This is a genomic window from Jatrophihabitans sp. (assembly GCF_046262535.1).
In the GTDB taxonomy this organism is placed as follows: domain Bacteria; phylum Actinomycetota; class Actinomycetes; order Mycobacteriales; family Jatrophihabitantaceae; genus Jatrophihabitans.
In genome coordinates, this window is the sequence record NZ_JBHEMO010000010.1 from 1 (window position 1) to 11842 (window position 11842).

An 11842-nucleotide genomic window follows, 5' to 3' on the forward strand; every position below is an offset into this window, starting at 1 on the left:
GCTACCCGGTCCTGTGCGTGCCGTCGTCGGTCTGCTGGCCAGTGCGGCGGACGAGGCGAAGCATCTGCCCGATCGGGCGATCGAGTTGCCGATGCTCGCGGTGAGCAGCGCCCTGCAGATGTCGCTGCGAGCCCAGCAACGCTACGCCCGACTGGCCGCGCGCGGGGACGACGTCATCAACCGCCGAACGCCCGGCGCCGAGCCGCCGCCGTGGGCGACCTTCGACGAACCGGTCTCTGCCGACGAGGTGCGGGCGGCCACCCTCGCTGATACCGACCCGGCGCGGGCCCGGGCGGCCAGCCAGCTGCTCGACGAGTTGTTGGGAACGGCGGCGCAGGACGGGGACGTCGCTGGAGACGTCAACGGGGACCCGGACCTCCCGGCGTCGGTGACCCGCCTGTCCGCGAAGAAGGAAGCCGCAACCAAGACTGGTGCGAAGAAGGCACCGGCCGCGAAGTCACCGGCCAAGGAGGCGGTCGCCCGAGCGGCGACGAAGGCGGTCGCCAAGCAGACGCCGGCCAAGAAGGCTGTCGTCAGGCAGACCGCGGCCAAGGGCAAGACGCTCAATCGGCCCCGCCACGGCAGCCTGTCGCGCTTCGACACGGTCGGCGACGAGTAGCCCGTGGCTCGGCTGGAGACCTCCGCCGAGTCGCCCGTGCCGGTACGCACCGTGGCGATCCGGATCGGCGAGTGGATCGCCCGGCTGGGCGAGATCTGGGTGGACGGGCAGATCGCCCAGCTGACCCGCCGGCCCGGCGTCCCCACCCAGTTCCTGACCCTGCGCGACCCGGACGCCAACATCTCGATCACCGTCACCTGCGCCCGCGGCGTGCTGCCCGACACGGTGAGCGAGGGTTCGCGGGTCGTGCTGCGGGCGCGGCCGGACTTCTACCTCGAGCGCGGCACCCTCAGCCTGCGCGCCACCGAGATCCGCCAGGTCGGCCTGGGTGAGCTGCTGGCCCGGCTCGAGGCCCTGCGCCGCTTGCTGGCCGCCGAAGGGCTGTTCGCCGCCGACCGCAAGCGGCCGCTGCCGTTCCTGCCCAGCACCATCGGCTTGATCACCGGACGGGCCGGCGCCGCCGAGCGCGATGTCGTCGAGAACGCGCGCCGCCGCCTGCCCGGCGCCCGCTTCCGGCTGGAGAACGTCGCGATGCAAGGCGCCGGCGCGGTGACGGAGGTCGTCGAGGCGCTGCAACGCCTGGACCGCGATCCCGATGTCGACGTCATCGTCATCGCCCGCGGCGGCGGCAGTGTCGAGGACCTGCTCCCGTTCAGCAACGAGACCCTCGTGCGCGCCGTGTCGGCCGCCTTCACCCCGGTAGTCAGCGCGATCGGGCACGAGACCGATCGACCGCTGCTCGACTTCGTCGCCGATGTCGCCGCGTCCACTCCGACCGACGCCGGCAAGCGCATCGTCCCCGATCTCGCCGAAGAGACCCGCGCCGTCGCCGAGCTGCGCGGCCGGGCCCGCCGCTGCATCCGCACGCGGGTGGCGCGCGAACGCGAGCTGATGGCGGGCCTGCCCGAACGACTGCGACGATCGGTGCACGGCCGACTCGTTCGCGAAGCGGCCGACAACGCCGCACTGCGCGCCCGCAGCCGCCACCGCATGGGCACCCTGCTCGAGGCCGGCCGGGTCGACCTCGAGCACGCGCGGGCGCGGGTTCGCTCGCTCTCGCCCCAGGCCACCCTCGAGCGCGGCTACGCCGTCGTCCGGCGCACCGACGGCACAGTGGTCCGCACGCCGGACGACGCCACCGGACCGCTGCGCGTGCGGGTTGCCGGCGGGGAGTTCGCCGCAACTGCCGTCGACGACTCAGTAGGGTCATCCGGGTGAGCGAGGCAGATCCCAGCTACGAGGCGGCGCGGGCGGAACTGCGCGAGATCGTGGCCCAGCTCGAGTCCGGCGGCCAGTCCCTCGAGGACTCACTCGCCCTGTGGGAGCGCGGCGAGGTGCTCGCCGACGTCTGCCAGCGCTGGCTGGACGGGGCCAGCGAGCGCCTCGACAAGGCGATCGCCGAGCACGACGCCGCCGAGTAGTGAATCGCGCCGGTCAGGGCGGCGGTACCTCACCCACCTCAGGCGCCGGCCGGCGCAGGTACAGCGACCCGACCGCGATCAGCATGAGCAGCCCGCCGACGAGCGCCCACCGCGAGAGCGACTCGTGCAAGACGATCGCCGCCAGCACCGCGGCCATCAACGGCTCGAGCAGGGTCAGCACGCCGGCGACCTCGGACACCGTCGAGCGCAGGCCGCGGTAGAACAGCCAGTAGGCGCCGACGGTGGGCACCACGCCGATGTAGATGAGCCAGCCGTTGGCGATGGCGTCCGACGGCACCGCCATCCCGGCGGCGAGCGCGAACGGCAGGAGGACAACCGTCGCGACTGCGCTGGTGACGCCGGTCAGCAGCAGCGGGTCCAGGTGCGACATGCGACGGCTCAGCGCGGTGATGCCGGCGTAGCCGAGTCCGGAGCCGATCGAGGCCAGCACACCGATCACCGGGTGCGGCGCGCCGACGCCCGAACCGGGCCGCAGAGAGACGAGCGCGAGCCCGCCGATCGCGCAACCGAGCACGGCCAGACCGCTGACCGGCGGCAGCCGGCGGCGGGCCAGTGCGGCCCCGGCGGTGAGCGCGATGGGCGCGACCCCCAGGCTCACCAGCGTCGAGATGCTCACGCCGACGTCCTGCACGCCGATGAAGTACAGCGCCTGGTAGGCGCCGAACCCGGCCCCGGCGACGGTCAGGGACACCGGGTGTCGACGGAACGCAGCGGCCGCCGAGCGCAGGCCCGGCCCCCGGAAGAGGCAGGCCACGACCACGGCCGCGATGGCGACGCGGTACCAGCCGATCGAGACGGCCGGCAGACCCGTCCGCTCGTTGATGATGCGCACGGCCACGCCGGTGGTGCCCCAGAGCAGGGCGCCGCCGCTGACGGCCAGCAGGCCGGCGCGAGCGCGAAGGTGGGTGGAGATCGACACGAGAACACTCCTGAGCTCGATCCGGGATGGTCGCGGTGCGCGCCCGCGATCGCCGGATCAGCTCGGTGCTTCTCCGGTCCCGGCGCGCGCGCTCAGGCGCGCGGCGGAGTGATGACGAGGTGCCGTGTCATGGCTCGACTGTAGATGCCGGCGCACGCGCCTTTGTCCGACCCCCGGGCGAAACGTGCGTCTGCGAAGATGAACGCCATGTCCGACGGACCCCCTGACACCACGCACTCAGGCTCCTACGCCGTTCCACCCGCGCTCGCCGTGCCGCGGCAGGCACCTGACCGCAACCTGGCCCTCGAACTGGTCCGGGTCACCGAGGCCGCCGCCATGTCGGCCGGACGCTGGGTCGGTCGGGGGAACAAGAACGGCGGCGACGGCGCCGCGGTCGATGCCATGCGGGCGCTCATCGGCACCGTGTCGATGCGCGGAACGGTCGTCATCGGCGAAGGTGAGAAGGACGAAGCGCCGATGCTCTACAACGGCGAAGAGGTCGGTGACGGCACGGGGCCGCTCTGTGACGTCGCCGTCGACCCGGTCGACGGCACCACGTTGATGGCGAAGGGGATGCCGAACGCGGTGTCGGTCATCGCGGTGTCCGAGCGCGGGTCGATGTTCGACCCGTCCGCGGTCTTCTACATGGAGAAGATCGCTGCCGGCGCGGACTGTGCCGACGCCATCGACATCACCGCGTCGACCACCGAGAACATCGCCCGAGTGGCCAAGGCCAAGCGCGGGCATCCCGAGGACGTCACCGTCTGCATCCTCGACCGGCCCCGGCACGAGACGCTCGTGCACGAGGTCCGCGAGGCCGGCGCGCGGATCCGCTTCATCAGTGACGGCGACGTGGCCGGTGCGATCTCCGCCGCCCGTCCCGGCACCGGCGTCGATCTGTTGATGGGCATCGGCGGCACGCCCGAAGGCATCATCGCCGCGGCGGCGCTGCGCTGCATGGGCGGCGTGATGCAGGCCCGGTTGTGGCCGCAGGACGAGGCCGAGCGCGAGAAGGCGATCGCCGCCGGTCACGACCTCGACCGCGTGCTGACGACCGAGGACCTCGTCCAAGGCGACGACATCTTCTTCTGCGCAACCGGCGTCACTGACGGCGACCTGCTGCGGGGCGTGCGCTACTACGCCGACTCCGTGCAGACCGAGTCGATCGTCATGCGCTCCAAGTCCGGGACGATCCGGCTGATCGACTCGCTGCACCAGCTCGGCAAGCTGCGCGCGTATTCGGCCGTCGACTTCGACCGCAACTAGCGAGTTCTCCGCTCGCCGCTCACTTGTGCCGGCGGCGCATCGGCGCGTGCTTCGCCGGCCCCTGCGGCACGGCGTCCGGGCCGGTCACCGGGCCGCATCGGGTCGATGTCGCATCGCAGGCGGCGACATCGCGGTCGAGGACGTTCTGCGTCCACCCGTTGATCAGATCGACGTGCATGGTGTTGGTGGAGCCCTGCATGGTCGGGGTCATGCTGAGCGTCAGCCCGGCCGCGCTCGACGTCGGCCAGATGACGTGGAACACGACCTGCGGGATCTGTACCGGATGTGAGCCCGGGCAGCCGGCCGCCTGCCGGTAGACCACGTTCGTCTGTCCACGCCCGCTCAGCGTGTGCCCGTCCCAACACGAGGGGAAGGACACCGTCACACGCAGCTGCGCGCCGGGGCAGTCGTGCGGGCTGCTGGTCCGGCGTTGCGGCTGCGCTCCGGTGCACGACCACGCGACGACGCCGATCGGCTGCGGCGCGGTCGCGGTCTCGTCGCCGGCGATGAGCTGCAGGCCGGCCGGGAAGGTCTGGACGGCCTGGGTGTCGTGCGCGGGCCGGCGCCAGTAGATGAGCGCGGTGCCCGGGGTCAGTTCCCGTCCGCCTTGGTACATCACCGGCGTCCAGTAGGCCGAGGCGTCCGCGGTCGTGGTGCACGTCGTCTTCTTGCCCACCAGCGACGCCGCCGTGGACGTCGCGGTGGTGGTGACGTTGCCGAAGAAGTCGTGGTGCATCGCCTGCCCGGCCGCGTTGGGTGCGAGGATCGGGTCGTCGGCCGCCTCGTGGCTGTAGCCGCACCGGTCGGTGAAGATGCCCGGCTCGCCGGCACCGGACGGGAACCCGCTCGTGGACACCGGCGGCGCCGTGGTGCTCGACGAGGCCGGTGGCAGCGCGCCGGCGCCCGACGTCGCCGCATTGCCCGACCGGTCGAGGATCGCGACGGTGACGACCCAGACGGCCAGCAGCGTGCCGACGGTGACGATCAGCGCCGGGATGCGCCACGATCGGCGCGGACGGTCGGGGGCCTGCTGCTCGGACACTCGATTCACCTTCCCTGGGACGGTGTCTCTGACAGTGCTCCGTGCACGTGCGGCGCAGGTGATGGTTGTGTTCGGAGAATGTTCGGGGTGACATCACTTACGCCCGGGCCGCGCACCCTCGCGCCGTAACTAGGCTCGAGGCCGTACCCACCCGGACCTCGAGGAGAGAACCGCCGTGTCGCAAGCGCAGGAGTACCGCGTCGAGAAGGATTCGATGGGCGAGGTGCGCGTACCCGCCGCCGCGAAGTGGCTGGCGCAGACGCAGCGGGCGGTCGAGAACTTCCCGATCTCCGGCCAGCCGATCGAGCGGGAACTCATCGCAGGACTGGCGCTGATCAAGGGGGCCGGCGCCCGGGTCCGGGCCCAACGCGGCGTGCTCGACCAGACGAAGGCCGATGCGATCGCCGCCGCCGCCGCCGAGGTCGCCCGCGGCGATTGGGACGCCGAGTTCCCGATCGACGTGTTCCAGACGGGCTCGGGCACGTCGTCCAACATGAACACCAACGAGGTGCTCGCCTCGCTGGCCGCCGACCGGCTGGGGACGACCGTCCACCCCAATGACGACGTCAACGACCCGCTGTCGTCCAACGATCAGTTCCCGTCGGCCATCCACGTCGCGGCCACCAAGGCGGTCGTCAACGACCTGCGCCCGGCGCTGGACCACTTGGCCACCGCGCTCGAGGCGAAGGCCGACGAGTTCGCGACCGTGGTCAAGTCCGGCCGTACCCATCTGATGGACGCCACCCCGGTGACGCTGGGCCAGGAGTTCGCCGGCTACGCCGCGCAGGTGCGCTACGGCATCGAGCGACTGGACGCCGTCCTCCCCCGCGTGGCCGAGCTGCCACTGGGCGGCACTGCCGTGGGTACCGGCATCAACGCGCCGGCCGGGTTCGCCGCTGACGTGATCGCCCTGATCGTGGCCGAGACCGGGCTGCCGCTGACCGAGGCGCGCAACCACTTCGAGGCGCAGGGCGCCCGGGACGGCCTGGTCGAGTTGTCGGGCGCACTGCGCACGATCGCCGTGAGCCTGAACAAGGTCAGCAACGACATCCGCTGGATGGGCTCGGGCCCACGCACCGGGCTCACCGAGATCTACCTGCCTGACCTGCAGCCCGGCTCGTCGATCATGCCCGGCAAGGTGAACCCGGTCCTGTGCGAGGCGGTCTGCCAGGTCGTCGCGCAGGTCATCGGCAATGACGCGGCCGTGGCCTTCGGCGGCGCGGCCGGCAACTTCGAACTCAACGTCATGCTGCCGGTGATCGCCCGCAACGTGCTCGAGTCGATCCGGCTCATCGGCAACGTGTCCCGCGTTTTCGCCGACCGGTGCGTCGCCGGCATCGAGGCCAACGTCGAGCGCTGCAAGGAGTACGCCGAGTCCTCGCCGTCCATCGTCACACCGCTGAACCACTACGTCGGCTACGACGAGGCCGGCAAGATCGCCAAGCAGGCACTGGCCGAGCGCAAGACGATCCGCGAGGTCGTGCTCGAGCGCGGACACGTGCCCGGCGCGATCAGCGAGGAGAAGCTCGACGAGGTGCTGGACGTCCTGTCGATGACCCGCCCGGCCGAGTAACCGAAGGAGCGCGCGCATGGCGACGATCTACGACTCGATCGACGACAAGCTGCGCGACTGGCTGCTCGCCCAGCCGGTGTTCTTCGTCGCGACGGCGCCGCTGACCGGCGACGGTCACGTCAACGTGTCGCCCAAGGGTATCGACGGGACCCTCGCGGTGCTCGGGCCGCTGCAGGTCGCCTACCTGGACTACTTCGGCAGCGGCATCGAGACGGTGGCCCACCTGCGGGAGAACGGCCGCATCGTGATCATGTGCTGTGCGTTCAGCGGGGCACCGAAGATCGTCCGGCTGCACGGGCGCGGACGCGCGCTGCATCCCGGCGATGCCGAGTTCGCCGCCCTGCGCCCGCGATTCGGCAAGGACCGCGACCGCGGGCTGCGCTCGATCGTCGTGGTGGACGTCGAGCGCGTCGCCGACTCATGCGGGTTCGCGGTGCCGCTGATGGAGTTCGTCGGCGACCGGGACGTGCTCGACCGCGCGCAGGAACGGCGCGAACCGGAGTACTTCGACCTCTACGGTGTGACGAGGAACGCCACGAGTATCGACCGGCTGCCCGGCTTGCCCTGATCCCCGGCTGGGTACCGACTCGGCATGAGTTCGTTCGAAGGCAAGGTGGCGGTGGTGACCGGCGCCGGCTCCGGTATCGGGGCGGCACTCGCGGCCCGGCTCGCCGCGGCCGGCGCGTCACTGGCCCTCTGCGACGTCGACGAGGCCGGGCTGGCGAACACCGCCTCGGCCGCCCGCGCCCCCGGCGCCCGGGTGTACGAGGCGGCGGTCGACGTCGCCGACCGGGCCTGCGTCCAGACGTTCGCCAAGGACGTGCAGTCGGAGTTCGGGGTCGTCAACCAGATCTACAACAATGCCGGGATCGGCCACATCGGCCCGATCACCGACGTGGACTACGACGACATCCGCCGGGTCATGGACGTCAACTTCTGGGGCGTCGTCCACGGCACGAAGGAGTTCCTGCCCCACCTCATCGAGTCAGGCGACGGCCACGTGGTGAACGTGTCGAGCGGCGTCCGCACCCCTTTCGTCGAGCACGCCGACGCCGCACCCGGCGAAGACCGCGCGCGGCTCGAGCGCTACTTCCGGCGCATCACGGTCACGACACCCGACGGGGCGGCCCGGGCGATCCTGCGCGGCGTGCGGTTGAACCGGGCCCGGCTGCTGGTCGGCCCGGACGCGCGGCTGGCCGATGCGGCGCAGCGGATCTTCGGCAGCCAGTACGAGCGCGTCGCCGGGCTGACCGCCCGCTGGCTCGTGCCGAGCCCCAACAAGTAACTCTCAGGCGGACGCGAGCTCGCCGTGTTCGACGCAGCGGGCGGTCCAGCCGATCGGGGTGACCTGCACGACCATCCGACGACGGCACTGGGCGCAGTAGCGCGGTGGCTCGAGGGCGCGGGCCCGGGCACAGGCGGAGTGGTCGCCGTCGGCGGCCGGCTGCCCGCAGCGATCGCAGTACACGCCGCTCACAGGTCCCGGGCGAGCGCCTTGATCGGCATCTTCAGATCGGCGAGCATCGCGAGGTCCTCGTCAGCCGGGCGCCCCAGCGTGGTCAGGTAGTTCCCGACGATGACGGCGTTGACGCCGCCACGCACGCCTCGCTCGGCCAGGTCGCCGAGGGTGATCTCGCGGCCGCCGGCGAAGCGGAGGATCGTGCGGGGCATGACGAGCCGGAAGGTGGCGACCGCCCGCAGCGCGTCGATGGCCGACATCGGTTCCTGGTCGCCGAACGGGGTGCCCGGGCGCGGGTTCAGGAAGTTGAGCGGCACCTCGTCGGGATCGAGGGCGGCGAGCTGGGCGGCGAACTCCGCCCGCTGCTCGACGGTCTCGCCCATGCCGAGGATGCCGCCGCAGCACAGCTCCATGCCCGCCTTGCGGATCATCTCGCAGGTGTCCCACCGCTCCTCGAAGGAATGCGTGGTCACGACGTTGCCGAAGTACGAGCGCGCCGATTCCAGGTTGTGGTTGTAGCGGTGCACGCCGATGGCGGCGAGCTCGTCGACCTGTTCCTGGGTGAGCATGCCGAGCGAGCAGGCGACGTTGATGTCGACCGCGTCCTGGATGGCCTTGACGCCCTCGCGCACCTGGGCCATGAGCCGCCCGTCCGGTCCGCGGACGGCCGCGACGATGCAGAACTCGGTCGCGCCGGTGTTGGCCGTCTCCTTGGCCGCACGGACGAGTGACGGGATGTCCAGCCAGGCCGAGCGCACCGGGGAGTCGAAGACGCCCGATTGCGAGCAGAAGTGGCAGTCCTCGGGACAGCCGCCGGTCTTGAGGCTGACGATGCCCTCGACCTCGACCTCGTCGCCGCACCACTTCGTCCGCACCTCGTGCGCGAGGTCGAGCAGCTCGTCGACCCGCTCGTCCGGAAGCCGCAGGCACTGCAGCGCCTGGTCCTCGGTCAAGCCGATGCCTTGGTCGAGCACCTGGGCGCGAGCGGTCGCGAGAATGTCCACTGGTCTCCCTACGGTGATCACCACGCCGCGGCGGCGGCGAAGGCCTTCGCGTCGAACGTTCCGCCGAAGCGCGGCGACAGTGCCGCGCGGGCGCGTGTGGCAAAGTCTCTCATCGTCGACATTCTGGCCGGCAGTGCGCCCGCGAGCCGGCCGTCCGTAGCCATGGCGGCGAGGTCGGCGACGTTGCAACGGGTGGCGAGGTCGGGCTCGGCGGGCCAGCTGCCGAGAACGATCCCGGCGAGCTCGATGCCGTCCTCGGCAAGTCGGCCGACGGTAAGTGCGGTGTGGTTGAGGGTGCCGAGGCCGGCAGCCGTGACGACCAGCACCGGCGCGCGCAGCGACGAGGCGAGATCGGCGAGCGTCCACCGGTCCGACGAGGTGAACGGGACGAGCAGGCCGCCCGCGCCCTCGACGAGCACGGTGTCGTACAGGGCGTCGAGGTCGTTGATGCGCCGGACGGTGTCGGCGAACTCGAGTTCGGGAAGTCCGCTGACTTGCGCCGCGTGATGCGGTGAGAGCGGATCGGGGTAGCGGGCGTACTCGTGGACGTCGGTGACGCCGCTGAGCCGGGTGACCTCGGCGAGGTCGGCTTCGGCGCCTGGGGCGACGCCGGTCTGGGCCGGCTTGACGACGGCGACGCGGCCCTCGGCGCAGGCGGCGAGGGCCGCAGTGGCGACGGTCTTGCCGACGTCGGTGCCCGTGCCGCTGACGATGAGGACGCTCACCGGTGCCCGTCCGGCGATCTTGTGCAGACCCGCGGGCTATTTCCCGCGTGTCTGCACAAGATCCACAAGCGGTAGGTCATCGGGACAGGACCGCCGTCAGCACCTCCGTGGCGCGGTCGAGGTCACCTGCCGTCAGCGTCGCCCGCGAGGTCAGCCGCAGGCAGGACCGGCCGGCCGGTACCGATGGCGGCCGGAAGCAACCCACTCGCACACCCGCCTCGAGGCAGGCGGCGGCGGCCGCGACGGCTCGCCGCGGATCGCCGAGGATCGCCGGCACCACAGCGGCATCCGGCACGATCGTCTCGACCCCCAGGGTGCGCACGATGTCGGCCAGCGCCGCGGCGTTCGTCCGCACCGCGGATACGCGCTCCGGCTCCGCTGCCAGCACGCGCAGCGCGGCCAGCGCCGCGCCCGCCGACGCCGGGGCAAGTCCGGTGTCGAAGATGAACGACCGGGCCGTGTTGAGCAACAGGTCGATGACCTCGGGGGCCGCGACCACCGCGCCGCCCTGGCCGCCGAGCGACTTGGACAGCACGACGGTCCGCACGATGTCCGATTCGGCGGCCAGCCCGGCCGCCTCGACCGCGCCACGCCCGTCCGGACCGATCACGCCCAGCGCGTGCGCCTCGTCGACGACCAGCAACGCCCCGTGCGCCCGCGCGACCGCGTGCAGTTCCACCAGCGGAGCGAGGTCGCCGCCGACCGAGAAGACCGCATCGGTCACCACCAGCCGGTCCGGGACGTCGGCCGCGGCGAGCGCCGTGTCCACCTTGTCGACATCACCGTGCGGCACGACCGTCACCGGCGAGCCGGACAGCCGGCAGCCGTCGATCAGCGACGCGTGATTGCCGGCGTCGGACACCACCGCGACGTCGGGGCCGCCGAGCGCGGTGAGCGCTCCGACGTTCGCAAGGAACCCCGACGAGAAGACGAGCGCGGCCGGCCCTCGGCAGAACGCCGCGAGTTCGGCCTCGAGTTCCGCGTGCAGTTCGGTCGTGCCGGTCACCAGCCGGGAACCGGTCGAGCCGCTCCCCCACTGGCGCACGGCCGCAACCGCGCCGGCCACGACCCGGGCGTCACCGGACAGTCCGAGGTAGTCGTTGCCGGCCAGGTCGAGGACGTCGGCACGGGCCGGGCGCGGGCGCAGCATCCGGCGCAGGCCCGCCGCCTCGCGCCCGGCGAGCGCCGCCCGCACCCGATCCAACCCGTCACTCATCCGAGTACCTCCCGGATGGCCGCGTCCGTGACGCCCACGAGCTCGTCCAGCTCGTCGTCGGTGGTCCCGAGCGCCGGCATCAGCACGACCACGTCGCCCAGCGGGCGGATCAGCACTCCATTCCGGCGCGCGGCCCGGCACACCTCGAAGCCGGTCCGCTCGCCGACGGACTGCACCTCGATGCCGGTCATGGTCCCGACGCGCCGCACCTCGATAACGCCGTCGTAGGCCTCGACCGCCGCCAAGCCCGCGCCGAGCCGCTCGCCGAGCTCGGCCGCGCGGGCGACCGTGCCGCGTTGGTGCATCAGCGCCAGGTTGGCCAGCGCCGCCGCGCAGCACAGCGGGTTCGCCGTGTAGGTGTGGCCGTGGAAGAACGTCCGGCCGCTGGCGGCATCCCCGAGGAACGGTTCGTAGACCCAGTCGGATGCGAGAACCGCCGACAGCGGCAGGACGCCGCCGGTCACCCGCTTGCCCACGACCAACAGGTCGGGCGAGATCGCGGCGTGCTCGCTGGCGAACCAGCGCCCGGTCGCGCCGATCCCGGTGGCCACCTCGTCGATGAGCATGGCCGCGCCCG

General features: G+C 72.0%; 14 protein-coding genes. 7 read left to right on the plus strand and 7 right to left on the minus strand.

Annotated elements, in window-relative coordinates:
- The 3 genes from ABR571_RS01340 to ABR571_RS01350 form a co-directional block, all read left to right on the plus strand.
- Nucleotides 1-619 (plus strand): hypothetical protein (locus ABR571_RS01340; RefSeq protein ID WP_409451383.1); only part of this gene is annotated, 619 nt, incomplete at its 5' end.
- Between the two features lie 3 nt (nt 620-622).
- Nucleotides 623-1837 (plus strand): exodeoxyribonuclease VII large subunit, encoded by a 1215-nt coding sequence (gene xseA, locus ABR571_RS01345; protein WP_409451384.1) that lies wholly within the window; start codon nt 623-625, stop codon nt 1835-1837.
- Entirely contained in the window at nt 1834-2040 is a 207-nt protein-coding gene (locus ABR571_RS01350) for an exodeoxyribonuclease VII small subunit (protein ID WP_409451385.1), read from the plus strand. The genes xseA and ABR571_RS01350 overlap by 4 nt, the downstream gene beginning before the upstream one ends.
- Before the next feature lie 13 nt (nt 2041-2053).
- Here ABR571_RS01350 and ABR571_RS01355 read toward each other — a convergent pair whose 3' ends face one another.
- Nucleotides 2054-2980, minus strand: a complete 927-nt coding sequence (locus tag ABR571_RS01355) for a DMT family transporter (RefSeq protein ID WP_409451386.1) — start codon at nt 2978-2980, stop codon at nt 2054-2056.
- A 207-nt stretch (nt 2981-3187) separates the two neighbouring features.
- On the opposite strand from ABR571_RS01355, the gene glpX reads away from it, so the two are divergent.
- Nucleotides 3188-4246: a class II fructose-bisphosphatase gene (gene glpX / locus ABR571_RS01360; protein WP_409451387.1), complete on the plus strand. Its 1059-nt coding sequence runs from the start codon at nt 3188-3190 to the stop codon at nt 4244-4246.
- Nucleotides 4247-4265: 19 nt separating this feature from the next.
- Here glpX and ABR571_RS01365 read toward each other — a convergent pair whose 3' ends face one another.
- Nucleotides 4266-5288, minus strand: coding sequence for a DUF1996 domain-containing protein (locus ABR571_RS01365; RefSeq protein ID WP_409451388.1), 1023 nt, complete (start codon nt 5286-5288; stop codon nt 4266-4268).
- Nucleotides 5289-5463: 175 nt separating this feature from the next.
- Between ABR571_RS01365 and ABR571_RS01370 the strand changes: the two genes are divergently transcribed.
- From ABR571_RS01370 to ABR571_RS01380, 3 genes are read left to right on the plus strand one after another with little or no spacing between them, the layout of a single operon-like run.
- Nucleotides 5464-6861 (plus strand): class II fumarate hydratase, encoded by a 1398-nt coding sequence (locus ABR571_RS01370; protein ID WP_409451389.1) that lies wholly within the window; start codon nt 5464-5466, stop codon nt 6859-6861.
- A gap of 16 nt (nt 6862-6877) precedes the next feature.
- On the plus strand, nt 6878-7429 hold the full coding sequence (locus tag ABR571_RS01375) for a pyridoxamine 5'-phosphate oxidase family protein (RefSeq protein ID WP_409451390.1): 552 nt from the start codon (nt 6878-6880) through the stop codon (nt 7427-7429).
- A gap of 24 nt (nt 7430-7453) precedes the next feature.
- Nucleotides 7454-8146, plus strand: a complete 693-nt coding sequence (locus ABR571_RS01380; protein WP_409451391.1) for an SDR family NAD(P)-dependent oxidoreductase — start codon at nt 7454-7456, stop codon at nt 8144-8146.
- A gap of 3 nt (nt 8147-8149) precedes the next feature.
- Here the strand turns inward: ABR571_RS01380 and ABR571_RS01385 are convergent, their stop codons facing one another.
- From ABR571_RS01385 to ABR571_RS01405, 5 genes are all read right to left on the minus strand, one after another.
- The gene (locus ABR571_RS01385; protein ID WP_409451392.1) at nt 8150-8329 is read right to left on the minus strand and encodes a hypothetical protein; all 180 of its coding nucleotides are present in this window, start codon (nt 8327-8329) and stop codon (nt 8150-8152) included.
- Between the two features lie 5 nt (nt 8330-8334).
- The gene (bioB, locus tag ABR571_RS01390) at nt 8335-9345 is read right to left on the minus strand and encodes a biotin synthase BioB (RefSeq protein ID WP_409451396.1); all 1011 of its coding nucleotides are present in this window, start codon (nt 9343-9345) and stop codon (nt 8335-8337) included.
- A complete protein-coding gene (gene bioD / locus ABR571_RS01395) occupies nt 9342-10049 on the minus strand; it encodes a dethiobiotin synthase (protein WP_409451393.1) in 708 nt (235 codons plus the stop codon). Before bioD ends, bioB begins: the two co-directional genes overlap by 4 nt.
- Before the next feature lie 76 nt (nt 10050-10125).
- On the minus strand, nt 10126-11265 hold the full coding sequence (locus ABR571_RS01400) for an 8-amino-7-oxononanoate synthase (RefSeq protein WP_409451394.1): 1140 nt from the start codon (nt 11263-11265) through the stop codon (nt 10126-10128).
- The coding region (locus ABR571_RS01405; RefSeq protein WP_409451395.1) for an aminotransferase class III-fold pyridoxal phosphate-dependent enzyme at nt 11262-11842 on the minus strand (581 nt) is incomplete at its 5' end. The genes ABR571_RS01405 and ABR571_RS01400, both read right to left, overlap by 4 nt.

Bases quoted from the DNA above. Each gene is read 5' to 3' on its own strand.
- glpX (WP_409451387.1), top strand. From the start codon at position 3,188: ATGTCCGACGGACCCCCTGACACCACGCACTCAGGCTCCTACGCCGTT.
- ABR571_RS01400 (WP_409451394.1), bottom strand. From the start codon at position 11,265: ATGAGTGACGGGTTGGATCGGGTGCGGGCGGCGCTCGCCGGGCGCGAG.
- ABR571_RS01380 (WP_409451391.1), top strand. From the start codon at position 7,454: ATGAGTTCGTTCGAAGGCAAGGTGGCGGTGGTGACCGGCGCCGGCTCC.
- ABR571_RS01375 (WP_409451390.1), top strand. From the start codon at position 6,878: ATGGCGACGATCTACGACTCGATCGACGACAAGCTGCGCGACTGGCTG.